Source organism: Flavobacteriales bacterium (assembly GCA_016713875.1).
In the GTDB taxonomy this organism is placed as follows: Bacteria; Bacteroidota; Bacteroidia; order Flavobacteriales_F; family PHOS-HE28; genus PHOS-HE28.
In genome coordinates, this window is the sequence record JADJOI010000003.1 from 481,042 (window position 1) to 507,810 (window position 26,769).

At 60.7% G+C, this 26,769-nt stretch carries 27 protein-coding genes; 18 read left to right on the forward strand and 9 right to left on the reverse strand.

The genetic code is table 11. The features are described 5' to 3' along the window. The first annotated feature begins 121 nt into the window (after positions 1-121). Positions 122-817, forward strand: a complete 696-nt coding sequence (locus tag IPJ87_03400) for a hypothetical protein (GenBank protein MBK7940912.1) — start codon at positions 122-124, stop codon at positions 815-817. Continuing rightward, positions 814-1,329 carry a hypothetical protein gene (locus tag IPJ87_03405; GenBank protein ID MBK7940913.1) on the forward strand — a complete coding sequence of 172 codons (516 nt, stop codon included), beginning with the start codon at positions 814-816 and terminating at the stop codon, positions 1,327-1,329. The genes IPJ87_03400 and IPJ87_03405 overlap by 4 nt, the downstream gene beginning before the upstream one ends. A gap of 23 nt (positions 1,330-1,352) precedes the next feature. Here IPJ87_03405 and IPJ87_03410 read toward each other — a convergent pair whose 3' ends face one another. Next, a complete protein-coding gene (locus IPJ87_03410) occupies positions 1,353-1,850 on the reverse strand; it encodes a ClbS/DfsB family four-helix bundle protein (protein ID MBK7940914.1) in 498 nt (165 codons plus the stop codon). Between the two features lie 131 nt (positions 1,851-1,981). Further along, positions 1,982-3,154, reverse strand: a complete 1,173-nt coding sequence (locus IPJ87_03415) for a DUF1624 domain-containing protein (protein ID MBK7940915.1) — start codon at positions 3,152-3,154, stop codon at positions 1,982-1,984. A gap of 198 nt (positions 3,155-3,352) precedes the next feature. On the opposite strand from IPJ87_03415, the gene IPJ87_03420 reads away from it, so the two are divergent. The 8 genes from IPJ87_03420 (at position 3,353) to IPJ87_03455 (ending at position 12,661) form a co-directional block, all read left to right on the forward strand. Then, complete coding sequence (locus tag IPJ87_03420) at positions 3,353-4,129, forward strand: redoxin domain-containing protein (GenBank protein MBK7940916.1); 777 nt, start codon at positions 3,353-3,355, stop codon at positions 4,127-4,129. 55 nt (positions 4,130-4,184) lie between these two features. Then, positions 4,185-5,684, forward strand: coding sequence for a hypothetical protein (locus IPJ87_03425; GenBank protein ID MBK7940917.1), 1,500 nt, complete (start codon positions 4,185-4,187; stop codon positions 5,682-5,684). 172 nt (positions 5,685-5,856) lie between these two features. Continuing rightward, on the forward strand, positions 5,857-6,975 hold the full coding sequence (locus IPJ87_03430) for an MFS transporter (protein MBK7940918.1): 1,119 nt from the start codon (positions 5,857-5,859) through the stop codon (positions 6,973-6,975). 604 nt (positions 6,976-7,579) lie between these two features. Continuing rightward, entirely contained in the window at positions 7,580-8,911 is a 1,332-nt protein-coding gene (locus IPJ87_03435; protein MBK7940919.1) for a hypothetical protein, read from the forward strand. Between the two features lie 33 nt (positions 8,912-8,944). Beyond that, on the forward strand, positions 8,945-9,469 hold the full coding sequence (locus tag IPJ87_03440; protein MBK7940920.1) for a T9SS type A sorting domain-containing protein: 525 nt from the start codon (positions 8,945-8,947) through the stop codon (positions 9,467-9,469). A gap of 318 nt (positions 9,470-9,787) precedes the next feature. After that, positions 9,788-10,330: a GNAT family N-acetyltransferase gene (locus IPJ87_03445; GenBank protein MBK7940921.1), complete on the forward strand. Its 543-nt coding sequence runs from the start codon at positions 9,788-9,790 to the stop codon at positions 10,328-10,330. A gap of 64 nt (positions 10,331-10,394) precedes the next feature. Next, entirely contained in the window at positions 10,395-10,949 is a 555-nt protein-coding gene (locus IPJ87_03450) for a LemA family protein (protein MBK7940922.1), read from the forward strand. Beyond that, a complete protein-coding gene (locus tag IPJ87_03455) occupies positions 10,949-12,661 on the forward strand; it encodes a DUF2207 domain-containing protein (protein MBK7940923.1) in 1,713 nt (570 codons plus the stop codon). Before IPJ87_03450 ends, IPJ87_03455 begins: the two co-directional genes overlap by 1 nt. 20 nt (positions 12,662-12,681) lie before the next feature. Here IPJ87_03455 and IPJ87_03460 read toward each other — a convergent pair whose 3' ends face one another. Further along, entirely contained in the window at positions 12,682-13,755 is a 1,074-nt protein-coding gene (locus tag IPJ87_03460) for an aminotransferase class V-fold PLP-dependent enzyme (protein MBK7940924.1), read from the reverse strand. Positions 13,756-13,897: 142 nt separating this feature from the next. Here IPJ87_03460 and IPJ87_03465 point away from each other — a divergent pair, with 142 nt between their 5' ends. The 6 genes from IPJ87_03465 (at position 13,898) to IPJ87_03490 (ending at position 19,097) form a co-directional block, all read left to right on the forward strand. Continuing rightward, positions 13,898-14,902, forward strand: a complete 1,005-nt coding sequence (locus tag IPJ87_03465) for a hypothetical protein (protein ID MBK7940925.1) — start codon at positions 13,898-13,900, stop codon at positions 14,900-14,902. A gap of 70 nt (positions 14,903-14,972) precedes the next feature. Beyond that, positions 14,973-16,076: a hypothetical protein gene (locus tag IPJ87_03470; protein ID MBK7940926.1), complete on the forward strand. Its 1,104-nt coding sequence runs from the start codon at positions 14,973-14,975 to the stop codon at positions 16,074-16,076. Between the two features lie 59 nt (positions 16,077-16,135). Beyond that, positions 16,136-16,387 (forward strand): hypothetical protein, encoded by a 252-nt coding sequence (locus IPJ87_03475; protein MBK7940927.1) that lies wholly within the window; start codon positions 16,136-16,138, stop codon positions 16,385-16,387. A 13-nt stretch (positions 16,388-16,400) separates the two neighbouring features. Continuing rightward, on the forward strand, positions 16,401-16,775 hold the full coding sequence (locus tag IPJ87_03480) for a putative toxin-antitoxin system toxin component, PIN family (GenBank protein MBK7940928.1): 375 nt from the start codon (positions 16,401-16,403) through the stop codon (positions 16,773-16,775). Between the two features lie 861 nt (positions 16,776-17,636). Beyond that, positions 17,637-17,948 (forward strand): type II toxin-antitoxin system RelE/ParE family toxin, encoded by a 312-nt coding sequence (locus IPJ87_03485; protein ID MBK7940929.1) that lies wholly within the window; start codon positions 17,637-17,639, stop codon positions 17,946-17,948. 39 nt (positions 17,949-17,987) lie between these two features. Then, positions 17,988-19,097: a helix-turn-helix domain-containing protein gene (locus tag IPJ87_03490; GenBank protein MBK7940930.1), complete on the forward strand. Its 1,110-nt coding sequence runs from the start codon at positions 17,988-17,990 to the stop codon at positions 19,095-19,097. Between the two features lie 268 nt (positions 19,098-19,365). On the opposite strand, the gene IPJ87_03495 is transcribed toward IPJ87_03490, so the two are convergent. Further along, a complete protein-coding gene (locus tag IPJ87_03495) occupies positions 19,366-19,527 on the reverse strand; it encodes a hypothetical protein (protein ID MBK7940931.1) in 162 nt (53 codons plus the stop codon). A gap of 343 nt (positions 19,528-19,870) precedes the next feature. Here IPJ87_03495 and IPJ87_03500 point away from each other — a divergent pair, with 343 nt between their 5' ends. Both IPJ87_03500 and IPJ87_03505 read left to right on the forward strand, forming a co-directional pair. Further along, positions 19,871-20,737 carry an HNH endonuclease gene (locus IPJ87_03500; GenBank protein ID MBK7940932.1) on the forward strand — a complete coding sequence of 289 codons (867 nt, stop codon included), beginning with the start codon at positions 19,871-19,873 and terminating at the stop codon, positions 20,735-20,737. 202 nt (positions 20,738-20,939) lie between these two features. After that, on the forward strand, positions 20,940-21,410 hold the full coding sequence (locus IPJ87_03505; protein MBK7940933.1) for a hypothetical protein: 471 nt from the start codon (positions 20,940-20,942) through the stop codon (positions 21,408-21,410). Positions 21,411-21,512: 102 nt separating this feature from the next. Here the strand turns inward: IPJ87_03505 and IPJ87_03510 are convergent, their stop codons facing one another. From IPJ87_03510 to IPJ87_03530, 5 genes are all read right to left on the reverse strand, one after another. Then, positions 21,513-22,427, reverse strand: coding sequence for a radical SAM protein (locus tag IPJ87_03510; protein ID MBK7940934.1), 915 nt, complete (start codon positions 22,425-22,427; stop codon positions 21,513-21,515). Positions 22,428-22,544: 117 nt separating this feature from the next. Beyond that, positions 22,545-23,519: a nucleotide-binding protein gene (locus tag IPJ87_03515; protein MBK7940935.1), complete on the reverse strand. Its 975-nt coding sequence runs from the start codon at positions 23,517-23,519 to the stop codon at positions 22,545-22,547. Between the two features lie 73 nt (positions 23,520-23,592). Then, positions 23,593-24,570 (reverse strand): DNA (cytosine-5-)-methyltransferase, encoded by a 978-nt coding sequence (gene dcm, locus IPJ87_03520; GenBank protein ID MBK7940936.1) that lies wholly within the window; start codon positions 24,568-24,570, stop codon positions 23,593-23,595. Next, entirely contained in the window at positions 24,567-25,151 is a 585-nt protein-coding gene (locus tag IPJ87_03525; GenBank protein ID MBK7940937.1) for a hypothetical protein, read from the reverse strand. The genes dcm and IPJ87_03525 overlap by 4 nt, the downstream gene beginning before the upstream one ends. 413 nt (positions 25,152-25,564) lie before the next feature. Then, entirely contained in the window at positions 25,565-26,677 is a 1,113-nt protein-coding gene (locus IPJ87_03530; protein ID MBK7940938.1) for a ParB N-terminal domain-containing protein, read from the reverse strand. Positions 26,678-26,769 lie beyond the last annotated feature (92 nt).

A 26,769-nucleotide genomic window follows, 5' to 3' on the forward strand; every position in this document is an offset into this window, starting at 1 on the left:
GCTCGAATACGGGGCTCTTTCGCTCGGCTCTCTCGCTGGCATGGATCGGCTAGAGTTGGGATCGTACACGCTACCTGGATCGATGTTCGAACTTCGTCGAATGCAGGGTGTACAGCGCATCATGGGTCAACATCTTCTGGTGGTCACGGTCATCCTGTCGCTGGCTGTCTGCCGCACAGAGGGCTCTTCCGCCCAACAACAGGATGAGAGTAGCTGCGCGGTCCCGGACGCGTTCGTTCAACACGTGGGCCTCGTGCTCTCCGATACCACTGGCCGCTTCTTCAACGACTACCCCGCTCCCACTCCGCTTACCTGCGAACTGCTCGGCATGCTTCAAGATGAATTGAAGGACGACAGCGTGCGCTACCACTTCGAGCATTTGCATCAACGCTTCGATGATCCGCGTGCGAACGCAGCGTTCACCTACATCAGGCGGCATAACAACTTCCACCTCGCCATGGCGCTCACCACGCATTGGAACCCCGATACGCGCATCGAAGCGGTGAATGCAGTGGACAACTACCGCCGCATACGGCCGATGGTGTGCGCGACAAAGGAGCACTATGGCCGCTTGGAGGAACAGGATCGCGCGGCCGTGCGTTACTTCATCAAGGTGATGGAGACCACTCCGCTATGGATCAGCGGCAGCGAGAACGCCACCATCCACAGCGTGTACATGAGCGAAGTGGTGCATGCCTTGGATCGGTTCACCGGACAAGAGCACAGTACAACGGGTGATATGCGCAGGACATTCGACATGCCCGAGGCCCGACTTCAACAGGCCTTGACCGATTGGCGCAACTGGTTGGAGCAATGAGGGCCGCGCTGTGCTGCTTGCTGCTGCTACCGATCGCGCTTTGCGCGCAGGATGCGCAACGCTTCCAACGGGCGTTGCGCACCGGCAATGTGCATGCGCTGGACCGTTGGATGAAGCAGGAAGTACACCGCATGCTCAAGGGCCAGGTCCACGGGGCGCCGCAAGCGGTATACATGGGTCACGACAACAGTTACGATACGCTGGTGGCATTCCTGCGCCGCCAGCCCGGCGTGCAGGATGCGGCTTGGGATAAGTACCTGGCCAAAGCTGCCATCTGGCCGGGCCACAGTACCATCGGTATGCGCTGGCAGAAGGATGATCGGATCCACGAGCGTTGCTGGAGCGTACAGGAAGGCGTCCCCCGCACCATCAACATTTTCGGCTGGCGCCCGCGGGTGCGCGAGGACAGGCAGAATTTGAGATACGAGAACGCAAGAGATTGCCCCGGTTTCGTTGAGCAGCAGAGGAAATATCCCGAACATGGAAGGCACCAAGCGCCTGCGTATCCCTGATCATGGACGATCTCCGACCCGCACTACTTCATGCCCTTCTTGATCAGCTTCAGCGCCCAGTCGTAGTGACTTGATGTCGCTCCGACCAAATAGGCGCCCAGCGAAGTGCTGCCCGTCCACGGATAACGCTTCTTCGTGAAGAGTTCGGCGTCGCTATGCCGTTCGATCAGGGCTACCACATCGGCGTGCGAGCGCTCGAACAGTGCGCGCACCTTCTTCAACGGGATATCACTGTACTTGCGGTGGATCCATCGGTTCAGCTCCGGTGTTGCAGCCCAGGTGTAGCCCTTTGCCGGCATGTCCGGCTTGCCACCCTTCATGCCCACCGCATACCAGCCGAGCATGAACGTGTGCCAGTGGTGCAGGTGGCCCAGCACATCGCGGATGTTCCGGTTCATGGTGCCGGGTCTGAACGCGCGGTCGCGGTCGGCCGGGGAGAGGCCGACGATGAATGCGTTCAACGCTTCATATCTGGAGCGGCCTTGCGCGAGCAGGTCCTTCTTGTTCGTCGGGCGGGGCATTCTTGTGGATCCCATCGAAAGATGAGGTGAGGCCTGAAGATGTGCATTGATGAATGTCAACTTGCCATGGATGCTGGTCCGGTGCGATCGAAAGGACCGGCGTAGCGGCACTCTGACCGGGTACCCGAGACTCACAGGTAGCTCAGCCACCATTTCTCCCGGTGCGCGGCGCGGTAGGTCCCGAACCATCGGCAGGGCAGGTACAACACGAGCACCACGCCGATCCAGACGAGGTACACCACCCACAATGGAAAACCGTTGTCGGCATAGGCCGCCGGGTCGACCGTGGCCGTGAGCACCGTCTCCCGGATCGGTTGCCCTTGCAGCACCAGGGCCACTGTGGCCAGTGCATGGATCAGGTAGATGTGCAGCATGTAGTAGAAGAAGGGCACGCGGCCGAAGGCGATGAAGGGTGCGCTCCAGCGAAGCCGTCGGCCATCCGCCCAGGCCAGGAAGAGCAGGGCCGGACCCAGGGTCATGCACAGGTAGAGGAGGGAGGGCGGATACTTCTGCGTGTTGAGGATGGACAGCAGGTCGAAGAGCGGTGTGGGCTGTTCCGTCCACGGTTGCGGATCGCCATAGAGGTTCCACCCGCGCAGCACCACGAAGAGCGCGAGCGCCGCAACGCCGAGGCGGGCCAGGGTGCGGGTGCGGAGCGCCGGTGCCACTTCGGGGGTGAACAGGCGGCCCAACGCGTAGCCCAGCGCCATGGTGCCGATCCACGGTAGCACGGGATAGGCGAACACGATGATGCGTCCTGTGGCCGGTTCCAGCGAACCACGCCGGTGTAGCGCATCGAACAGGGTGCCCGCGATGCCGCCCTCCCGGATGTGGACGTGGTCCAGCAGGTTGTGGCCGAACACGATCACGAGCCCGATGCCCAGGACCCAGCGCCACGGAAGTCGCACAAGCACGGCCAGCGCGATCATGCTGACGCCGATGGCCCAGAACACGGCGAGCATGGTGAAGGTGAACCGCGGATCGAACTGCCAGCCGAAGGCCACGATGACCACTTCCGCCACGATCATCCATGCGCCACGCGTCCAGAGGAAGCGGCTCAGTTGCGCGGGTGTGCGGGTGCGGCCGTAGAGGAACGCGCTGGTCCCTGCCAGGAACACGAACACCGGCGCACAGAAATGGGTGATCCACCGGGTGAGGAAGAGCGCGGGCGTGGTGGTGCTGAGGTCGGTGGGGTCGGGCCCGAACAGGAGCCCGTGGTGGAAGAAGTCACGCACGTGGTCAAGGGCCATGACCACCATGACCAGCCCGCGCAGCAGGTCGAGCGAAGTGATACGCTGGTTCAAGGCGGAAAAGTAGGATACGCGGAACAGCGCGTTCGTCCGCGTGCCCTGAACGCAGGTTGTTGGGCCGTTCCGTTGCCGGGGACGGTGCTTGGGACCACCGGAATGGTCGTGGATCGGTCCGCCGGTCGGATCGGACACGAGGTACTTTGCCGTGGAAACCCACGTTCCACCCTCCGCGGGTGACCAGCCAAGACCTCCATGAGACCGACCCTCGTACTGACGCTGATCCTGAGCGGCCCGACCGCCCTCGCGCAACTGCCCAACGGGAGCGTGGCCCCGGACTTCACGCTGACCGACCTGAACGGCACCCCGCATACCCTTTCCAGCTATCTGGATGCGGGCAGGACGGTGTTCCTGGAGATCTTCGCCGCGCACTGCCCCACCTGTTGGGGTTATCATCAGACCCACAGGCTGAAGGACCTGTACGAACAATATGGGCCCGACGGCACGAATGAACTGATGGTGCTGGCCTTGGAGTACGATCAGTGGAACGGCATGAACGAGCTCATGGGCATCGGGGACCCTTGGGTGACGGCGGGGGATTGGCTGACGGGCACGCCATACCCCATCTTCAATGTGGAGGATCCCGACCGGGGCGTGTTCACGGACTACAACGTCACCTTCTATCCGGCCATCTATCGCATCTGCCCGGACCGCATCGTGCAACAGGTGTTCACCTCCCAAACGGAGGCGCAGCTCCTCCAGATGCTTCAGGACTGCCAGGCCGTCCTGAACGTTGGCGAAGAGGAGGACCTGGGCGATGTATGGTTCGACACGCGTTCTCGCGCCCTGATGCTTGCCCGCCCAGCGCAGGTCCGCCAGGTGGAGGTGATCGACCTGCATGGACGGGTCGTGCTGAATGTCAGCGGCCCCATGGGACACAGGGTCGGGCTCGGGGAGCTCTCCGCAGGTGTGTGGCTCGTTCGCATCGTGACGGCATCCGGATCGCACGTGCGGCGCTTGTACGTGGAGTAGGCGGACGCGCGCTGCACTTCCCCGGGTGCCGAATGATCCGTACCGTTGGGGTCCCATGCGACCATCCGTCAGCATCACCGAGGACGGCCGTTCCGGCCATGTCGTCTACAACCAAGGCCTGCGGTCCATCACCGGGTATTGGGAGTTCGGTGGCCACGACGTGGTGACCATCGTGAGCATGGGGACGCGCGCGGAGTGGGATCGTGCACACGGTTGGGCCGTAGAGCGGCGGGCGGAGATCCTGCGCTTCGTGGCCGATGAGGTGGTGCGGCAGCGGGCGCCATCGTGCACGGCGGAGATCGATCCGGAGCGTGGCGACATCCACATCTTGCTCGGGCCGGGCCCAGGTGCTCGCAAGACCGCCGGGGTGCCTTCGCCGCAGGCCAGGTCAGCAGCGTTCGTGCGCCGGTATTCCAACCTGAAAGCCATGGTCGGACTCGGGATCCTTGTCGCGACGGTCCTCATCGGCGGCGTGCTCTGGCTCGGCAAGAAGGCGCTCACCGTGTCGCCGGTGAGCGGTGTGCCGCTGAACGACTGCGTGCGCACGGACACGCACATCGCCTCGCTCATCCAGACCACCGATCCGCATATGGTGGAGATCAGCGGACGCGGCGGCAACACCACCACCAGCCTCAGCATCCTGCTCATTCCGCTTGATGGCACGGAACCCTTCGTGGTGCCTTTCGCCCGGGAGGTCGACGGCAACGGCTACACCCTGTCGCGCATCCTGGGCAGCGACGGGCGCACGCTCTGGTTCGACTGCATGGGCCTGCACGGTGTTCACCTGCGCGACGGCACGCTCGTGACGGCGGATGACCTGACGACCGCGAACCCGGGCTTGCCGCCGCGCTGGTGGGAGGATGCCCGCGGCACGGACATCGTGGACGGGAAGTTGCACCTGATCAACGACGACCGCAGCGCGGCCATGGACCTGGACCCTGATACCTGGAAGGCCACGCCGGTGGCGCCCAAGCCGTCCAACGACCGCTTCCAGCGCCACGAACCCACCGACCAGCTGGCGTCCGGCCTGATCACTCCGGGCGGCACCTGGCTTGGCCTGCACGCCCCGGAAGAGCTCGAAAGCAACTTCAAGGTGGGCCAGTGGGTGCGCCGGGTGGAGAACGCCGAGGATGCCAAGCGCGAGCGGCGGTTGTGCCGTGGGGAGCTGGAGCGCGGGTCCGACGCCGATCACTTCCGCATCCGCGGCATCGCGCCCCTCGGTGACAGTGCGTACCTGAACGCGGCCTTCCTGCGCCTGCATGCCAGGGCGGAGCCGTTGCGCCTCTCCGACCCCGAGAGCGTGCTGATGGTGCATACGGACAAGCCGGGCCTGGGCGGCCGGCTCATCGTGTCGCGCGTGGACCTGGACGGAAAGGCGATCTGGCGCACGGAGACCGCTCTGGACCGCTACACCGTTTCCCAGATCCTGCCCGGCGCCGCGGCCTTCGCCTTTGTGGGCACACGGCCACCCGTGGAAGGCAAGTTGAGCGAGCCTTTCGTGGTGCTGGTGGACAACGCCACCGGGAGGTTGACGGTGCATTCGCTGTGGCGCTGACCATCACCCTGGATAACGGCGTGGTCATCGTGTACGTCACAGTTCTCTCCGTGAACGAACGACCGTGAAGGCCCTCGCGAACGCATATCGCTTCTACGCAGGCTCCTTCGCCGGCTTCAGCCGTTCGATCTGGCTGCTCACGTTCGCCACCTTCGTGAACCGTGCAGGCACCATGGTAGTGCCCTTCCTGTCGCTCTACCTCACCAAGGACATGGGGCTCTCGCTGGAGGAGGTGGGCTGGATCATGAGCTGCTTCGGTGCGGGATCTGTGGTGGGGTCCTGGCTCGGCGGCCGGTTGACGGATCGCATGGGCCACCATCCGGTGATGGTGGGCGCCCTGGTCACCTCGGGCCTGGCCTTCATCGGGCTGCAGTACGTGAAGGGCTTCATGCCGTTCTGTGCGGGCGTTTTCGTCCTCATGGTGCTCAGCGATGCCTTCCGCCCGGCGCTGTTCGTGGCCATTCGCCACTACGCTGCTCCTGAGCAGCGCACACGCGCCGTCACGCTCATCCGCCTGGCCATCAACCTGGGCTTCAGCCTGGGCCCGGCGCTGGGGGGCTTCATCATCGCCCACGGGGGCTTCAGCGGGCTCTTCTGGGTGGATGCGCTCACCTGCCTGGCCGCGGCCCTTATCCTGTGGACAGGGCTGCCGCGCGTGATCATGGACGCAAAGGCGGCCGGTGTCGACGGGAAGGCCGTCGGGTCGCCCTATCGCGATGGGCCCTACCTCTTCTTTCTGTTCATCGTGGCGCTCATCAGCATCCCTTTCCTGCAATACTTCAGCAGCGTACCGCTGTTCTACAGCCAGGGGCATGGGCTCAGCGAGGAGACCATCGGATTGCTCCTCGGCAGCAACGGTCTGCTCATCTTCCTCACCGAGATGCCGCTGGTGCGCTATTGCGAGGACCGCCGCTTCCATGTGCACACCATCCTGCGGGTGGGCGTGCTGCTCCCCGCCATCAGCTTCGCGGTCCTCAACCTGCTGCCCACGGTGGCCTTCCTGTGGGTCGGGATGATGTTCATGACCGTGGGGGAGATGCTCTTCTTCCCCTTCACGAACCGCATGGCGAACGAGCGCGCGGACCGTGGCCGGCCCGGGACCTACATGGCCCTGTACACCATCGCGTGGAGCATGGCGCACATCGTCGGCCACAGCCTCGGGCTCAACCTCATCGCGTGGGCGGGCTACTCGAGCACGTGGTGGATCTGTGCCGTGGTGTTGGTGGGGTGCGTGGGCATGCTGTACGTGTTGGAGCGGATGATGCGGCGTGAGCCGGGGGTCAGCACCTGAGTTCTGCGAAGCACGGCACCGCGTGTGAAAGTGCCTTTGCTACGGGCCCAGTGCACAGCGCCGGTGGACTTGTCAGTGCTGCACGATGAAACGGCGCCTCAGGTTGTCAGGGAGGCCAAGTGCCACGGCAACATAGCTGCCGTCGGGCACGCGAGGATGCACTGGCCGGCCTTTGGTAATAGCACGTTCCTGCCACACACACACACACACACACACACACACACCGGCCATGCGCGTTGTCACTCCGGGCTTGACCTGGAGGCGCGTCCGGGCTGTATCGCTGGATGCCTCCGGCTCGCTTCTGATAGTGTGCATCAGACAGGTTCCATCACGTAAGGAGCGGGAATCGGAAGTGGGCGGATACGACCTGCGCGCCTGCTTGCCGGAGGCGGGGGACCTCGAACCCGCCGACTGCCTCCAGCAGGTATATGCGCCAGAGCCTGAAGGAACGCCGCCAAGTGATCGCTACGTTCATGGAAAAGGCGTAGGGTATGGCGGCATCATCATCCGTGTGGCTCGCTCCCACTCCATGCGGCACCGAACTGATCGGTGTCATAGGTCCGGCTTCAGTCCACTCGGAACATTTGATATGAACTACTGCTTCATGCGCTCATCACGTCCCCCCCTTCTCGCGTTCCTGCTGCTCGCCTCGGCGATGCCTGCCCATGCCCAACTCACCGAATCCGAACCGAACAACGATTTCGCAACCGCCAACTTTCTTCCGGCAGACACCGTTCTCAGCGGGGTTACATGCGCTGCTCCGGAGACGGACTACCTCTACATTGTTCCACCGAGCGATGGGGTGATGCGGATCATCACGAGCATCAGCGCCAACACACCCTCTCCGATCCCGAATGACCTGCTCATCCAGGTGATCTCCGATGAGATCCACCACTATGGGGACGGCATTCCCTTGGTGGGTGCGAACGGTGTGCCCATCACGGACACGTCGACCTGGACGTGCATAGCGGCCGATACGGTGTTCTTCGTGGTGCACAACAGCACGATGTTCAACGGGTATTGCTACACCTATGAGGTGCGCTACGAAATGACAGCACCGCATTTCAGTGCGGATGTGGAACCCAACAACTCCCTGGCCGAGGCCGTGGAGCTGCCGCACGCCACCGATGTGGAGGGACACCTGGGCTTCATCACCGATCCGGCTTATGGTGGCAGCGATATCTACGACTACTACCGGATCGTGCCTCTTGAGGATGGCGTGCTTCGCGTGATCGTGGAGTCCGAGAACACCGGCGTGCTCGTGAACCCGGTGAACATGCACCTGGAGGAGTTCAATGCCCAGACTTTCGAGGTGGGCTTGAACAGTGTGCCGCTGGCCGATACGCTCTACTGGACCTGTCTGCGCGCCGACACCTTCCATCTGCGCTTCGCCATGCCCACCTTCACCGACTGCGGCATCAGTTACCGCCTGCGGTACGACATTCTGCCGGGGCTCTTCACCACGGAGCAGGAGCCGAACAATAGCATCGCCGAAGCCGTTGTTCTCCCTCTCGGCACGGATCAGGAAGGCCATCTGGGTTTCCTCCTTGGTCCGTTGAACACCGATTGGTACGACTACTACCACATCGTGCTACCGGATAACGGCGATCTGCGCGTGATCATCGGATCGGAGAACGCCGGCACCGTGAGCAACACGGTGAACCTTTCGTTGGAAGGGGTTTACGAGCAGCCCATCGACATGGGTGTGAACGGGGCGCTATTCACCGATACGTTGTACTGGAACTGCCTCACCCCGGGCTCCTATCACCTGAAGTTCGCCATGCCTACCGCCACCGATTGCGGCATCACCTACCGCATGCGCTGCGATCTGCTGGCCCCGGTGTATGCCAACGATCCGGAGCCGAACGGCGTGATCCCTCAGGCCGTTCCCGCCACAATGGGTGTGCCCGTGGATGGCCATCTGCAGCATGGATGACTCACGAGCGACAACAACGACTACTTCCGCGTGGTGAAGTCCGATACCGGCCACTTCCGCATCGTTAGCGAAGCCTACTCCCTGCAGGCCGCAGCGCAGCAATTGAACTTGGAGATCGCCGATCACACCTGGACACCGATCGCCAATTTCACCGCGCTGATGGGCAGCAACGGAATAGTGTTGACCGATACCAGTACCATCCTCAATGCGCCCGTCGATACGCTGTACATCCGTGTGTCCATGCAGCCGGGTGCCTGTGGCGCCTACCGATTGTGGTTCACTACGGTCTCAACCGTGGGCATTGCCGAAGCGGAACAGGCGCCGCTCCTTGAGGTGTTCCCGAACCCGACCGACGGCCACGTCCGGATCAGTTGGCCGGAGGTAGGAGAGGGTACCTTGGAGTTGCACGATGCTACTGGCCGTGTGGTGCTGCAACGCAATGTGCGGGCCGATGCCCGGAGCATCGAGCTCGACCTGTCCGGCCTGTCGCTGGGTACCTATGCCTGCATGGTGCGCAATACGGACACCCGGCATTGGGCGCGCATCTTGCGGGAGTAGCGCTGTGTTCGCAGTGCGCGTTCCGGCGCCGCAGGGTGGCCGGAGGAAGTCGGATCATCGGCGACCGGCCTCCTCGATCATGAAGGCTTAGTGGCTGTGCGGGCAGATGATCTCGCTCATGCGGATGGGCTGGGGTCTGTTGTGTGGGCTTATCGCGGTCATGTCAAGACTAGAGCGCATCTCAAAAATGCCCTTTGGGCTCCGCGAGGGTCTTTCGCGCCCATGCGTCGCTGTCGAAGCCCTCACAAAGTACCCGACTATGCTCGGGTTCGACGCCTCGCCTGAACGCGAGATCCCGCTCGCTCGCTACCAAAAGCAATTTTAGATGTGCTCTGGCCTTCGTGTTGCGAGCGCCGTTGTTTCAGCGACGGCGAGCTGTGGAAGTTGTGGTACACCACCATGCCGTCGGCGGAGGAAATGCGCGCCGAGATCGACCGGCGCCCTGTGCTGTTCCAACAAGGCACCGTGCTATCCTGGGCCGTGCGCGACCTCACTTCCGGCAAGGTGGTGGGCATGACCACCTTCATGAACATCGAGGCGGAGAAGCCCCGCGTGGAGATCGGTTCCACCTGGTACGCGCGCTCCGTGCAGCGCACCGCGCTGAACACCGAGTGCAAGTTGCTGCTGCTCACGCACGCGTTCGACACGCTCGGCTGCATCGCGGTGGAGTTCCGCACCAGCTTCTTCAACTTCCAGGGCCGCCGCGCCATCGAACGCCTTGGCGCCAAGCCCGATGGGATCCTGTGCAACCACATGCGCATGCCTGACGGTACGATTCGCGACACCTGCGTGTACTCCAGCCTTCTTCACGAATGGACGGCGGTGCAGGAGAACCTGCTGTTCAAGTTGGGGCGCACTTGAGCGCGGATCGCTGTTCTGGTCACAACGGCCTACATTCGGACCACATCCACTCCATACACACCCCATGATCGCCCTCATCATCGGAGCCGTTCTCCTGCTCCTTGTGTTCTACGCCATCGGCATCTACAACAAGCTGGTGAAGTTGAAGAACCTGGTGGCCGAGGCGTGGAGCGGCATTGATGTGCAGTTGAAGAAGCGCTACGACCTGATCCCCAACCTGGTGGAAACGGTGAAGGGCTACGCCGCGCATGAGAGGGAGACCTTCGAGAGCGTGACCCGAGCGCGCGCCGCCGCACAGCAGGCCACCACGGTGGAGGGCCATCAGGCCGCCGAGAAGCAGCTGAGCAGCGCTCTCATGAACCTGATCGCCGTCGCCGAGCGCTACCCCGAGCTGAAGGCCAATACCAACTTCCTGGAGCTGCAGACCACCCTGGCGCAGATCGAAGGTGATCTCGAGAAGTCCCGCCGCTACTACAACGGCAACGTACGCGAGCAGAACACCCTCATCGAGAGCTTCCCCAGCAACCTCATCGCCAACGCGTTCGGCTTCGTGAAGTCGGTGTTCTTCGAACTGGAGAACCCCGCGGAGAAGCAGAACCCACAGGTCAAGTTCTCGTGATGCGCCGCTGGCTGTTGCTGGCTTCGCTGGTGGGCGGGATGCATGCCCACGGCCAGACCGAGAAGATCAACGCGTGGCACACGGACCTCACCGTGGCGCCCGACGGGCGGCTCACGGTCACTGAGGCGATCAACGTACACGTGGAGGGCGTCGAGTTCAAGCGCGGCATCGTACGGAAGTTGCCGCTCCGCTTCACGGACCACAACGGTCGCACGCACCACGTGAAGTACGACCTGCAGGCGGTACAGGTGTTCGGCGCCACCAGTCCGTACCACACCGCCACCGAGGGCGACGACTTCGTGGTTTACGTGGGCAGCGAGGGCAACTTCCTACAGCCCGGCGACTATCCATACACCCTTACGTACACCACCAAGGGCCAGCTCGGCTTCTTCCCCGACTTCGATGAGATCTACTGGAACGTGAACGGGAATGGGTGGGCCTTCACGGTGGACAGCATCTCGGCGCTGATCCACCTGCCTTCACCTGCGAATGTCAAGAAGACGGCCTGTTACACGGGTGTGCTTGGTTCCACGGAGAACGCGTGCCGCGACAGCGCGATCGATGCGCACACGGTGTACTTCACCGGCCGCGCCCTGGACATGTACGAAGGTCTTACCGTGGCCGTGGGCTTCCAGAAGGGCGTGGTGGTCGAGCCGCCACGGCCCACCTTCTGGGAGGAGCACGCCATTCCGCTGGTCGGAGGGGGCATCACCCTCTTGCTGCTGATCTACTACCTCATCACGTGGATCCGCTTCGGCCGCGATCCCGACACGCCGACGGTGATCCCTTTGTTCGAGGCGCCTGACGGCCTTTCTCCCGCCTCGGTGGCCATGGTGATGAAGGGCGGTGAGGACAACGACCAGATCACACCGGCCATGATCCATCTGGCCGTGAAGGGGTACGTCCGCATCGAGGAGAAGAAGGAGGATGTGCTGCTGGGCCTGTTCTCCAAACGGACCTACACCATCCGGAAGCTTAAGGGAGGATCAGGCTTGCCGAAGGAAGAACAGGCGCTGCTGAACAGCATGTTCGGCTCCGGACGGGACCGCTTCGAGTTCGATGGCTCGTACGATCCCAGCGTACAGTCCATGGCCAGTTCCTTCCGGTCCTCCCTGCGCCACCAGTGGCATGGCTTTTTGAACGCGGGCAAGAACCTGCGCTTCTGGTGGATCCCCATCCTCACGGTGGTGGTGTGCGGCGTCGCGCTGCTCGTGCTCTATGCCAGCTCATGGGGCGACAACGATGGGCTCTACATCGCGGCCTTCCTCGTGGCCAATCTGGTGCTCTTCTTGTTGTACCAGTACCTCATCCGCAAGCCTAGCGTGGAGAAACTGGCCCTGCGTGCGCGCTTGCGCGGTTTCCGGATGTACCTGAGCGCCGCGGAGGAGAGGCAGCTCCAGCACTTCAACCCGCCCGCCATGACACCGGAAGTGTTCGAGCACTGCCTGCCCTACGCCATCGCCTTCGGCGTGGAGGAGGTCTGGGGCGAGCGCTTCCAGTCGATGATCGACAAGGCACTGGTTGATCCCAACTACCGCACCACGTGGTACAGCGGCTCCGTGATGAATTATGGATCCTTCTCGCACAGCATGAGCAGTTCGTTCTCCCGCAGTGTGCAGAGCAGCAGTACGCCGCCCAGCAAGAGCGGGGGCTCCGGTGGCGGCGGTTCGTCCGGTGGCGGCGGCGGCGGCGGTGGGGGCGGGGGCTGGTAGCTCCGAGGACCTTCTACGCCCTACTGCCCCCAACCCTCCACCAAACGGTCCATATCCGCCGTGGTGTTGTAGAAGTGGATCCCCACCCGCACACCCGCACTGCGGAAGGCCACTTTCACGCCGTGCTGCTCCAGGTGCTTCACCTGGGCCTCATCGCCCTGCAGCACCAGGATGCCCGCACGCTGGTCCGCACGCCGGCCGTGCAGCACCGTGATCCCGGCTGCATCGAAGCGGTCGACCGCGTAGGTGCACAGAGCGCTCACATGCGCAGCGATGCGCTCCGGACCGATGGCCGCGATCCGCTGCAACGCATCCTGCAGCCGCGTCAGGGCCACGGGATCGCGGTGCCCGGCGTTCAGCATGGGGATGGGATCCACGCCATGGCGCTCCTTCATTTCCGCACGTACGGCTTCGGACAGGTGCATGAATCCGTTGCCGAAGCCCGCCAGCGGCCACTTGTACCCGCTGGCTCCGACGATATCCACGCCCGCGGCCTGCACGTCCAGCGGCACCGCGCACCACGACTGGGTGATGTCCACCACCGACCAGGCGCCGAACGCACGGCACAACGAGGCCACGGCGTAGAGGTCGATGCGGAACCCCGTCAGCCACTGCACCGCGCTGATCGCCACCAACTGTGGCCGCTCACGTTCCATGGCGCCGCGCACGGTGTCGAGGGAGATGGTCCCGTCCGCTTCCGGAGGCACCACCACGCGCTCGGAACCGGGCAGGGCGAAGGGTGCATGCAGGGTGGGGTAGTCGTGTCCGATCAGGAGCACCTTCGGTCGGTGCTTCAGCAACGGCGCCAGTTGGGCCAGGCCCACGGTGAAGTTCTGCACCAGGGCCGTGCCGGGTCCGGTGCCATTGATGCTCGCCGCTATGGTGCGTGCCACCTCGGTATTGCCGCCGAACATCCAATGGAAGAACCGCACGCTCCCTTCGCGCATCAACCGCTCGTGCTCGAGCTGCGCAGCCTGCACCGTGCACCCGGCCATCAGGCCCATGGACGAGGTGTCCAGGTAGCAGAGGTCGGCGAAGGCGGGGTAGGCGGCGCGAATGCGGTCGTGCTCCGGCAGAAGGCTGGGGGAGGGCATGGGGCGAAGAGAGTGGCGCAAAGGTCGCTTGCGCCACGAAGGTGGAACGCGCCGCGAAAGGTGGCTGTCCGTGCTATCCGGGTCCGCGGCATAGGCTACTTTCGGCAGTATCCTCCTTACCTCTCTCCCAGCTTCCCCGCGAATGAACCCCTCCACATTGCAACAGATCACCGGCACCATCAGCGCCGGTCTCGCCACGCTGCTTTTCTTCCTACGACTTCTGCCATTCCTAGCTGAATGGGTCAACAAGGAGACGAACAGCGACCGATGGGCGGCACCCGCCGTGAACATCCTCGCATCCATCTGGGGGCTGATGATGGTCGCGCTGCTCTGCATGACCGCCAGCGGTGGTTTCGACTGGATCCGACTGGGACGCGGCAAGCTCTACCTGCTCACCGTAGCTGCTTCGTTCGCGCTGGCGTGCGCTTCCTACCTGTTCATCGGCCTGTATCTCCGCCCCGGCTTCACGCCGCGCGGCCTCTACAGTCCGTTCCTCTACCTCATCCTGTTCACCACCGTGCTGCTGGTGGTGGTGAGCTTGAACCAGAAGCTCGTGCCCGGAGTGTCCGTGCAATGGTTGCTTCGGCCATGGACGTGGTTCACCGCCTTGAGCCTTGTGGGCAGCCTGATCTTCTCCGGCAAATGGGTCATCAACAACAGCGGTCGCGGTCTGGCCGACGTCACCACGCGGATCATCGTCCTCTTGCCAGCGACCAAAGAAGAGCTCGCCGAGATCGAACGGCTCGATCCGAAGAACGATCTCGAAAAGCTGGTCTGGAAGGCGAGCCTTGTTGAGAAACCGGCCGTGTGCGAGGCTGCCACGGCTCGCCTGCGTTCGGATCCGGAGTTCCTGGAGCGAATGGCCGCCATGCTGGATTCAGGCTACGCGGAACCTGCGCTGGCGTTCGTGCGCGATGCGGAGTTGACACCCGAGGAAACATCCCGCTTTGCTCGCCCCACGCTGAACGCCTTGGGGCGCTGGGTGAACAGTGCAGCCGCGCCCAACTTCACGACGTCGGAGAACCTGAAGCGTACGCGGCGTTGGGGCGATGAGATGTTCCAGGTCCTCCCCGAGAAGTTCGCCGGCACCGGCGTTGACTTCTCCGAGCTGCAGGGGTGGTACAAGGAGAAGATGGAATTGGAATAGTGGATCCACGCACGGACCGATGACGACCGCCGATCCCTTCCGCCAGCAGCTCGCGGAATTCCCTGCGCCCTTGCGCGAACTCGTGGAAGCTGAGATCCAGGCAGGCAACAGCATCGTGGCCATCGAGAACGGCTTTCCCGCTGCGCCGTGCGGAGCTTCCGTGAAACTGGCGAAGGCCGTCCAGGAGGAACACCGGCGATCGATAGGAGAGGTGCGATTCTACGCGCGCAACAACTCCTCCTACGCGGGCGAATTCACCACCGAGCAACGGCACTTCTTCGTGCTGGAGCCGCCGCTGCCGCCGGAGCCACCGCCGGACATGGACGCCATCCGCAAGGCGCTGCAGCCGAACCCGGACGTGTTATCTACCTTGTCCCAGCGGGAAGCAGGCTCGGGGGTGGAGTTCGGTAGGGCACTGTTGGATGAGCGCATGGCGGAACAAAAAGCGAACGCACGGGCACGCGCACTGTCGATCACGGAAACCGCCACCAGCGCGAAACGCCTGCTGCATTTCAACGACCATCGCGCACCGCACGAGATCCAGTTCGCGCTGGAGCGGGACCTCATGACGCTCTTCGACGCCGCCATGAAGGACGACCGCCTGATCATGACGGCCAGTTCCAAGGTGGTCGGTTCGTGGCATCACTTCACGCTGCGCTTCGAGGCGGCGATGCCCAACACCAATTGCTATTCGTTGTGCGTGGAGACCTCCTGGGCCGATGCGGCGGCCACGCACCACGACTATTACCGGCACACGGCAGGAACGTGGTTCGAGCACTGGACGCGCGATCTCCAGCCCGCCGAACCGCCCGAAGCCGATGAAGGATCAGCCGAGCGCTACCAGAAGATCTGCGCCGCATCGATGAACGCCGAAGCACATCTCGATACCGTACCCGCGATCCAACGAACGATCGTGGCGGCAATGAAAAGCGGCGCACGGTTCACCACCTCGCACAAGGAGGGTGGCACGAACATCACGTGGAACCATGAGCGTTTCGTGCGCTCCGACTACGGCGATTACCCGGATCACATCACCTACGCGAGCGAGGCGCACTTCTTGGAAGCGCTGCGGAAATTCTACGACTGGGAGACCTCGCAGAACGTGTACCCGGAAAAGGTCTCGGAGCTGGTGGCGTGGAGGCTGATGCTAAGGTTGATGCGGGGGTTGCGTTGACCATTGGGGGGCACAACGGCAGATCGATCCAACTATCTTTGAGCAACACACGAACGAATATGTCCTTCACCAATAAACCCTCGGTGGCCCTCACGCTCGATCAAGTGATGGAGATCGTGGACCAGCTATCCCCGGCTGATACGCTGAAGGTGGCCAAGCACATCAAGAAGAAGAACAAGGATGCGGACCTTGATGATCTGATCGCGATCTTCAGCAAGGTGAAGATGAGCGAGAAGGAAATGACGGCTATCGTAGAGGACGTCCGAGCTGAACGCTATGCCCGCGAGAAAGCGCGTTACGCTGGTCGTTGATGTCAATGTGTTGGTGAGCATGCTCATCAACCATGACACCGCAGGGATCAAGTGGTTGTTCAACAAGCAAGCCTTCCGGGTGATGGTCTCATCCGGATTGTTGGGTGAGTTGGAAGAAGTCCTGATGCGACCGCAGTTCAGGCGCTACCTCACGTTGGCTGAAGCCGATCGGGCCGTGGATCGGATAGCGAACCGGTCAAGCCTGGTAGAGACTGCCTTCCAAGTGCGCCCCATCTGCCGCGACCCGAAGGACGACTACTTGCTCGCGCTGGCCAAGAAGGGCAAAGCCGACTTCCTGATCACCGGCGATGACGATCTACTCGTGCTGAAGAAACACGGCAAGACCCGGATCCTGAAACCTGCTGCATTCAGGAAGGAGTTCTTGTGAGCGCCCATGATCAGCGACCAACCCGTGCCTTCGGCAGGCAGGTGCGCGATGAGCTGCTGACCTTCTCGCCTTTGCGTAGCCGCTTCGGCGGAGCAAGGCCGCAAGGAGCCACGACAAGACGCCCTTCCACAACCTGCGGACGCACTCCACGAGCAGCAGCCCCGGGCGGCGACCCGGGGGAAGCCGCCGAGCGCGGGGTGCCACGGCCAACCTCGTTCCGGCGGCATCGTCCCGGCGCGTCGGGACGACCCTGCGGGCGAGCGTCCTCGTTCGGCCATCCGGCTCCCGCTGTGTCGGGATGAAACAGTTGCTCCTCGATCGGAGACTTCGCTCCAGTATCCTCACTCGTCGCGCCCCTGCCTGCGGCAGGCAGGTTGGCTGGCCGAACGATCACCGCTCGTGCCATCCGTTCGAGGTTGGCCGAGGCACCCTTGGAGCACACCCAATGGGCCAAGGATGCCGACCTGCTGCGCCTTCGCGTAGCCGCTTCGGCGGAGCAAGGCCCACCCTTGCCGCCGAGCATCGACCCCCGGTCCACGAACCGGGGCTGGCCGAGGAGATGGCCGACATTGCAGGCCGCAGAACTGTCACGTCGGGCGGAGCCGAGACGTACCTCGCACATGACCTGCACGTGGACCTCGAAACCGCCGCCTGCCTCCGGCAGGTAAATGCGCCAGAAGCTGGTGACCAACGCCGCCAAGTACCCCGTGCCTCGCCAAGCCGTAGCTTCAGCGAAGGCTGGGAAAAGGCGAAGGGCGTGGCGACGAAGTGGGATCGGTTGTAGGTCTTATCGTTCAAGTGTTGGTAAAAGGCTTTCGTCGTTTGATTAGATAGTTCTATACTTGCACAACACATTGTGCGTTGGAAGTACATATCGATGACAAGAACCTGCTGAAGTTGTACTCCGGGGAGACTCCCAAGAAGCTGCGCGGATTGCCGCCGCAGGTCGTGGAGAAGTTCTTTGCCGCAGTGCAGGTCCTCATGGCATCCAACAGCATCACCGACATCTGGAAGTTCCCCAGCTACAATTTCGAGAAGCTCAAGACCAAGGGCATCTGTTCAATGCGACTCTCCGGCAAGTATCGGTTGGAGATGACCGTGCAGTGGACCAACCCCGAGCAGACCATCGGCATCTTCACCCTTACAGCCATCAGCAACCACTACGGCGACTGACCAGCCTTCCGCAACCACGCATCCCGAACCCTCCGCACCATGGCCAACCTCACCAACATCCGCCCGGCACAGGTCTTTCCACCTGGGTACTTCATCAAGGACCAACTGGAACAGCGCCAATGGAATCAGAACGAACTGGCCGAAGTACTGGGCATTACTCCTCGCCATCTAAGCCAAGTGATGAACGGCGAAGCACCGCTCAACTACGACCTGGCCATCCAACTCGGACAAGTCTTCGATACCAGCCCGCAGCTTTGGTCGAACCTCTATCTGAGCTATGCAATGTGGAACGAAGAAGCAGAAGAGGAAGCCAGTGCTACGGAAGTCAAGGCGGGCATCTACGAGCGCATGCCGATCCGCGACATGGTGAAGAAGGGCTGGCTGAAGGAGCCCAAGAATTTGAAGGATCTCGGGCAGCAAGTGGCCAAGTTCTGGGGAAAGGATGACGCTGACCTGTCCTTCATAGATACGGAGTACTCGCCCTGCCTGAATAGGAGCACCACCTCTAAGGCGAACCAGTACAACACCAGCTATGCGCTGACGTGGTACCGCAAGGCGAGCATGTGCGCGGAGAAACGGGAAGTACCTACCTACAACAAGAAGAAGCTGGAAAGCCTGTATGACAACCTCTACTCGTACACCGCCAAGACAGCGAGCATCAAAGTCTATCTGGAGAAACTTAACGAGTGTGGTGTCAAGTTCCTCGTGCTGCCCCACTTGGAGAAGACCTATCTCGATGGCGCAGCCTTCAAGCAAGGGAGCAACCCGGTAGTGGTGTATACGGCCCGTTATAAGCGCATCGACAGCTTCTGGTTCACGTTGGCGCATGAGATCGCGCATGTGCTGTTGCATCTCGACAAGCAACGCCCGATCATTCTGGATGATCTGCACGAAGGAGAAGCGACCGAGATGGAGAAGGAAGCGAACGAGTTAGCTGGGGAGAAGCTCCGCCACGCGGAGATCGCAGCCCGCTTCCGTGATTCAGGACAAGTACACCCGAAGCGGATCGAGGCCTGCGCGCAGCTCTATGGCGTACATCCATCCATCGTAGCGGGCAAGCTGGCACATGATGGATTGGCTGGGTATCGCGTGGTGCAGCGGTATAGTGAGGATGTGCTGGGGCATATCCCAAGAAGCTACTTGAACTAGGAAGCCGTCACGGGCATCCTCGATGCCGCGCTGGTTACCGCCCACGCTGAAAGGCTGGCACGGTGGACCACCGATCACGATGTCTGCCTGCGGAAAGTCGAAGCCGACCTCGAGTTTAACAGCGTAGCACTCGCTGCCCAAGTTGTGGCGGCAGCTGGCGGCCGCCGAGCCTGCCCCGGCCCCAGAGCCGGGGTTCATCTCGAAGCCGATGGTCTTGTAGCCAGCGTCCGCCGTACGGCGGACCAAGGCCAAGCCACCGCAGCCATGCCTACGCTGAAGCTTCGGCAGGCAGGCCCGCGAACAGGTCCAGCACCACCCGGCCTTTCTCTTCAGTAAGGCGTTGTCTTGGATAGGCCTCCTCCTCGGTAGGCGCGCCTGCCTGCCGAAGGCAGGGCACCAACAACTCATTGATCTCCTCGATATATCCCATCACACGCTGCCAATCTTTTCTTAGCCGCCATAGCGCTTTGGCGAAGGCGGCTTGGCGATCGGCGTGGTGACAAAGTAAGCTCCGTTGAGATCCATCAACGTTGAGCACCTTTCTTTGAGGAACATGAAGTTCTGGGCCGGCGTCACCGACAACGATTGGTACACCTTCCTCTCCGCACGCGGGTTGGATGAGGTGAACTTCTGGCGGCCATCGCCGGGGCCTTACTTCACGGGCTTGCCAGCGGGAACGCCGTTCCTGTTCAAGTTGAAGGCTCCGAACAACCACATCGCGGGTGGCGGCTTCTTCGTGCAGTACTCATCGCTTCCGTTGGAAATGGCGTGGGATGCGTTCGGGGAGAAGAACGGTATGCCCACGTTCCGCGACTTCGATCGGAAGATCCGTGATTACCGGAAGCTGCCCAAGGGACCATTGGAGATGGGTTGCAATGTGCTGGTGCAGCCGTTCTTCTTTCCGAGGGAACGGTGGATCGAATTGCCGACGTGGCCCAAGGCGGTGGTGCAGGGCAAGACCTTCGACACCGAGACCACCGAAGGCGCGTGGCAGAGCGCATCTCAGAATGACTTTTGGAAGCGAGCGAGAAGGATTTCGCGGTCAGGCAAGGCGCGAAGTCCTGAGCGTAGCCGGTGGCTACGTGATGGACGAGCAACGCAGCATGGCCGTGAAAGACTCTCGCGCAGCCCGAAGGGTCGTTCTGAGTTGCGCTCTAAGGAACGAGGTGCAATTGCGTTTGCAGGACCATGCCGTCCAAGACCTCGTGGCCGAACCGGCGGCTGAATACGGCGGACCGCGCTACGGCGAACTCTTCCTCACGCGCAGCCGCTTGGGGCAGGGCGCTTTCCGGGTGCTGGTGAGCGAAGCCTACTCGAAGCGTTGCGCCATCACGGGCGAATCGACCTTCCCGGTGCTGGAGGCGGCGCACATACGGCCGTACGAGTTGGAAGGGCCGCACCGCATCTCCAACGGCATGCTGCTGCGCTCCGACTTCCACAAGCTCTTCGATGCCGGGCTGGTGACCGTGACGCCCGAGCTGCGGGTGCGGGTGAGCGACCGCATCCAGGAGCAATACTTCAACGGCAAGGCCTATTACCGCTTGCACGACCAGCCGCTCGCCGTTATACCCAAGCTGGACAGCCAGCGGCCCGACCCCGAGTTCCTGCGCTGGCACCTCACCGAACGTTTTGTTGGCTAAACCATGGGTATCACGAAGGGGCATCTCACGGCGGCAGCGACGCAGAGCGTCGCCCCTCCGGGCACGGCTCTCATTTTCCGCCATCCTTCGTTGCTCCTCGGTCAGATACTTCATCCAGTATCTTCCCATCGTCGCGCCTCGGCTGGCAGAAAAGCAGAGCCGTGTGCCATCCGTTCATGCCCCTCCGTGATACCCCCCACCCATGATCAGCGACCAACTGCGCGATGAACTGCTGGCCTTCCGCAAGGAGCGCGACTGGGAGCAGTTCCACAACCTGCGGACGCTCTCCACGAGCAGCAGCCCCGAGCGGCCCGAGGCACACTTGGAGCACAGAATGGGCGAAGGACGCCGACCTGCTGCGCCTTCGCGTAGCCGCTTCGGCGGAGCAAGGCCCACCCTGGCCAACGAGCACCGACCCCCGGTCCGCGAACCGGGGCTGGCCGAGGAGATGGCCGACATTGCAGGCCGCAGAACTGTCACGTCGGGCGGAGCCGAGACGTACCTCGCACATGACCTGCACGTGGACCTCGAAACCGCCGCCTGCCTCCGGCAGGTAAATGCGCCAGAAGCTGGTGACCAACGCCGCCAAGTACCCCGTGCCTCGCCAAGCCGTAGCTTCAGCGAAGGCTGGGAAAAGGCGAAGGGCCTGGCGACGAAGTGGGGTCGGTTGTAGCTAGGGGTATCTCTCCGAAACGTGAATTACTGATTCTTGTGAGTGTCCCATGCACCAATGATGGGAAGAATATGAGTGGAAGGGGGTGGGGCTGGTCAAGCCTTATGCAGCCCCGCGAAAGACACGCTTGAAAGACACGGAAACCGGGACATACCTGTTACCATCGATGGAGTCGATGACCATTTCCGATTCAAGCACATTTCTACGGAGTAGCTCGTTATCAGGATGATCATTCCAACGTACCCCGTTCCTGTCAATAGTGCCGATGTTGGAATCGCTGTGGAAGTACTCACTGGAGATGTACAGCTTGCCGTCTGGGAAAATCACCAAGCGTTTGCCCTCTTGCGAATAGAAGCTCCTATTCCGATGCAGGTGGTAGTGCTCCTTGTTGATGGCTTCGACATACTCCTCTTGGTCTAAGTAGCCAACCTCATAGCGTAGCTCAAATCCCTTGGGCATGGCCGCTGTTAGTTCGGAAAGACGACCAACTACCGCTTGCCACTCACTTGGTTGCAACTGCTGGTCGCCAATCCTCAGGGCATTACCGAGCAGTGAAAGCCGATGCACATTGACCATCTGCACCCCGAGCCCCCGAAAGAAATTGAAGTATCCCTCAAGGTGGTCCGAATTCCATCGCCCCATAGTGATTATTACCTCCAGATTGCGGTGGCGTGGTAGGAGGCGATTCAGATTCGCTAATGTCTTGCCGTAGCTCCCACGCCCACGGATTGAGTCATGCACCACCGCGGCAGGTCCATCAATGCTTACACAAACCCGAATATCACTACCGATAATGCTCTCCTCGACCTGTTCGGTGAGAAGTGTGAGGTTCGTCGTCAACCTCTTCTCCCGGATTCGGGTGTGCCTTAGAGCATCGAGGATGGTAGTGATACCAGCATGCATCATCGGCTCACCACCGAGCACTGTAATGCGGTCGGCACCATTGTATGCCTGCAACAGGGCTTGAATGGATGCGGTGTCAATCTCGTTGGAGGCTGACAGTAGTTCGTTGCCCACGTAGCAATGTCGGCATCGCAGATTACAGGTGGAGTTGACGTAGAGCACAAGATCGCTGACCTTCCCATAGGGGAGGTCTCGTGTAAGTAGAGCACTGGGAATCGAAATGGACATAGTTCAGAAGCAACCGATGACTAGATCGGGTCGATGGAGCGATTCCATGTTTCGCTTGACATCGCTTAGGTAGTACTCGTACTCTTTTTGATGAACGTTCCGATGAAGCTCCAAGACAAGCGATTCGTCCCTGAATTCAGGTGTCATGATGCTCGGCATTAGCGCCATCTTGCTGTCGGATATGATACATCGGTAATTCGCTGAAGGAATGATACCGCAGCGAAACCCATCAAGGAGCTTCTTCTTCGCCTCCTTCTTGAAGTGTCGCTTTGCCAGCGGCACCAGCTGTTTCTTGATAAAGGCATTCAGAATGCCTTCCCCCTTCGATGCTGAGATGATACCGCACTCGCCGTTTGAACCAATGATATCGATGAACTTGCAGGATAAAGCAGCAGCATAGGTTGGGTTGCGCTCAATCCATGATTTGTTCGATTGACCAAGAATGTAGAAGCGCGTGCGTGCCTCATCACGGAGGCCCGACCAATACTCATTAGCATCTGGCATGCCGTACTTGTTCGTGTAGATTATCCCCGACTTGGTGGTGGCTGTCTTACTTGTCTCGTTGAGGTCCTTAATCCAAGCCATGAACTCAGAACGAGAAGACTGATTGCTCAAACGAATGACGGTAACGCCGTGAAGGTCACTAGCCACCCGAGGTCTGCCCTCTTGGACTATGATAGCACGCAGGATATCTTGGCGGCCAGTGAACATCCCGTATTCCAAAATGACGTTGTCCCGAGTGTGTTTTGAAATACTCCGACGATACCAGCCCTTGTCATCTTCCGAGAAGACGAAGCACGCACCGTTTACATCTGAAGCAATTTGCAGGAGGCGTTGCAGGGTATATGATCCCGGCGGGAACAGTCCTGTTTGATTCCAGGGTAACGGCTCGTGACCAGCCGCCTTTATCCAACCGCACAGCTTCTTCAGCGTCCCGCGCTTAACGGCCTCTGTGGACGATCCGATGAATATTCGCATGATGCCAAGGTTAGCGGCAAGGTAAGCATTGCCATGCATTGCTGCTGGCGTCAATCAACGCGCCAAGAGGTATCTAGAGGAGTTCACCGAGCGTCGAAATCGCTCTTGAACTCAGCCTCTGTGCGAGCCGCGGCGGCACCGAGTTGCCGATGACTCGGTACTTGTCCCACAGCGTTTCTCCAGCGTTCATGCGCTCAGGCAGACCTTGAATGCGAAGACATTCGCGCCATGAGAGGCGTCGGTTGAAGTCGCCGTTTAGCCGCCACTTGTCCTTGCTGACGAAGGACATCGGCTCACCGCCTGGATGCAATGGCACATGGTGCCCATCGGCGACGATGGTGAAGCTTGGCTGACTCCAAGCCCGCTTGCGGTTACGGGTCAGATAGTGACCGTGGAAGGGGCCGTCGTGGAACTCTCCGTCAGGCCATTCGGGAAGGTCACCAATTACATCCTGTAGCGCACGATGTACTCGTGGTGTGCCCTTACCGTAGGTCGCCTTCGGCTCGGCGAAGGACACCGGTCCAACGCGCTTGTGGAAACCGACAAAGAACACGCGTTCGCGGGTTTGTGCAACGCCGTAGTCAGCGGCGTTGAGGATCATCGGTTCGATGTTCTCAAAACCCCTTGACCGGAAGCCATCGAGCTGTTGCTTCAGGAAGTAACCGTCGTTGGCGCTGAGCATGCCGCGCACATTCTCGATGAAGATGAGCTTGGGCTTCACGGCATCGATGGCGCGCAGGAACTCCTGGAAAAGGAAGTTCTTGTCGTTCTGCGTCAAGTCGCGGTCCTCTCCGTGTTTCCAGCGGCGTCTCGCGGCGCCACTGAAGCCGGTGCATGGATAGCAGCCGATCAGGATATCAGCGCTCGGAAACATCTTGATCAGGCGCACATCCTTCTCTACGAACTGAGTGTTAGGGAAAATGGACTGATAGGCCACGGCGGCATCGTGGTCGATGTCGTTGGCCATGATGATGTCCACGCCGGACTTCGAGACGCCGAGGTCGAAACCACCGCAACCGGAGAAGAGCGAAACTGCTTTCAAAGGCTTCATAGCACTGCTTCTTTCTCGAGTAAGAATTGATCAACCACGCCAGTTGCTTGGAGCGGTATGAACTGACCGAGGAATGGATCCGGGCAAAGGGACAGGAGACGCTGCCGATCAATGAGCATGAACCCGCCGATGTCGGTTTGTCGATGCCAGGACCCATCAGCGCATCGCATGCAAAAGGGAATCATTGCCACATTGACGTTTGGACAGCGCATCTGGATTTTAACGCTCCACGCACTGTGACTACTTGAGTGGACTGTTTCGTGCCAGGTCGGAGAACACTTGCATTGCGCGAATAGTGAAAGTCTGCTACCGATATCATCTCCGTAGTGGTCTATTGCGACGAGGTCCAATCCATCATCGCCTGTGCTCGTGCCCGGGTAGTCACCCTCCTTGACCAGGCTGAGTTCCCCCATCGCTTTTGCCAAGTCCTCGATCTTCTTGGTGATGTTGCCAGTGAAGTCCGCAGCATGAGTGGTGTTCTTGCCGAACCTCATGACCTTCATTCTGGGCCCCACTACTGATTCGAGCACGGACTTGGATACACCCTCGAACTCGCCCGTAAGAATGTTCTTATGGTCCATGAAGTAATTAAGGGATGAGCACATAAGGCAATACACATAGAGACGCTGACGGTCGCTCAACACTGCCGCACGAACAAGTGTCTTATGGTCTATCCCAAACGGGTAGCTTGCCCCATAGGCTAACAGGCGATACTGCAAGCACTCGAAAATTCTCTGACAGAGATCGTCGCTCTTTGCCGCGTTTGGTTCTGGCTCGATTGAATGATCCTCATCAATTAGAGAGTACATTCCACCCGCAGCGTCCTCGTCCAATAAGTCTGAACGAAGGTCTCGAAGTGAAGGGTAAAGCCTGTCGCGGAGATCGCCATATGTGATTGCGCGATCTGGTGATGACAGGCAAACTAATTCGGCGTAGTCCGCCCACTGGTGGACGTCAAACAGCGCATAGTCCGGTATTGCCGCTAACCGCGTACTCATAGGTCATCAAGATCGCTTGGGCTATTCCGTTTAACCTTCATAGCGTCGTGTAGGTCCTTGGCCATTCTGGCAACTTCAAGCAGCGCCTCAATATCTCTGGCTGCCGGGGTATCAATCAGGTGAGACTGATCTCTCGCGTCCTTTAGTCTTCGGAGCGCGTGGTCTATTGCAGCTGTGAAAACTTGATTGGGTTCATCCGTAAGGAGACTTGCCTCATCTAAACTTCGACCCTTTCGAAATTCAGCCAGCGCCCTCTTGCTCAAAACCACGGCGTTAAGTGTGCGCAGTTTTCGTGACTCGCCAAGGCGTGTACGTCCTTCAGCAGTCTCTTTAAACAACCATTCGGTCAACTCCTTCAAGTGCTTGCGGTTCACGCTCGCCGCGTCGAAGCGATTTAGACCGGTGCCTAAGCCGATATGCTCCGAAATGCCCTTGTAGGACAGCGCGGTGGTGAGGACCGAAAACGAAAATGATTCCTCACTGATCCCCGGTATCCCGAAGAAGCTGGCGCCTTCGATATCCTTGTAGAGAGCAAAGCCGGTAAGCAGCTTATGCACGTAGTCTGCTCGACTCCCGATCGTCCTCGATAGGTTGCGTAGCTGATCCGCATAGCTCTTGTCGGAGTGCAGCCCCAAGAGTTGATGCAGGTAGCGCGCCTTGGCAAGTGAGTCCCACTGATCAACTCCCGTTATGTGCCGATAACCCAGATACTGTAGTACATCTGACCGACGGTCATAGATGATTACTGGCACTTCGGTCGGCTTGAATTGGGCCTCCAAGGCGATAGTGTCAACCGAGGCTTGCTTGATGGGCGCGTACTCTGGGTTGACCAGTAGCTTCAGGGCCGCCAAGCGGCGGTTGCCTTCCACGACTTCAAACTTGCCCGGTGTCTTGCTAGAAGGAACTACCATCAGCGGCTCTCCCGAGAAGTAGCCTTGTTGACCGATAGACTGCATCAGATCCGTCACCTTGCCCTCCTCCAGCATGTACCGATACACCTCATCATCAGAGGCATTCGTTTTAGATGTCGGAAGTCGAGGGTTCTCAGGATCAAAGAGCAGCTTATCCAGTGGTTGCCATTCTGGCTTTTTGGTGGCGGGGGTGCTCAAGGGGTGGTGGGTCTTTGGAAACCGGCTCTGGTTACAAGATTACGGAGCAGACCATTGAGTGGCTGATTTTGGCTGAGGAGCGCATTCCGCGT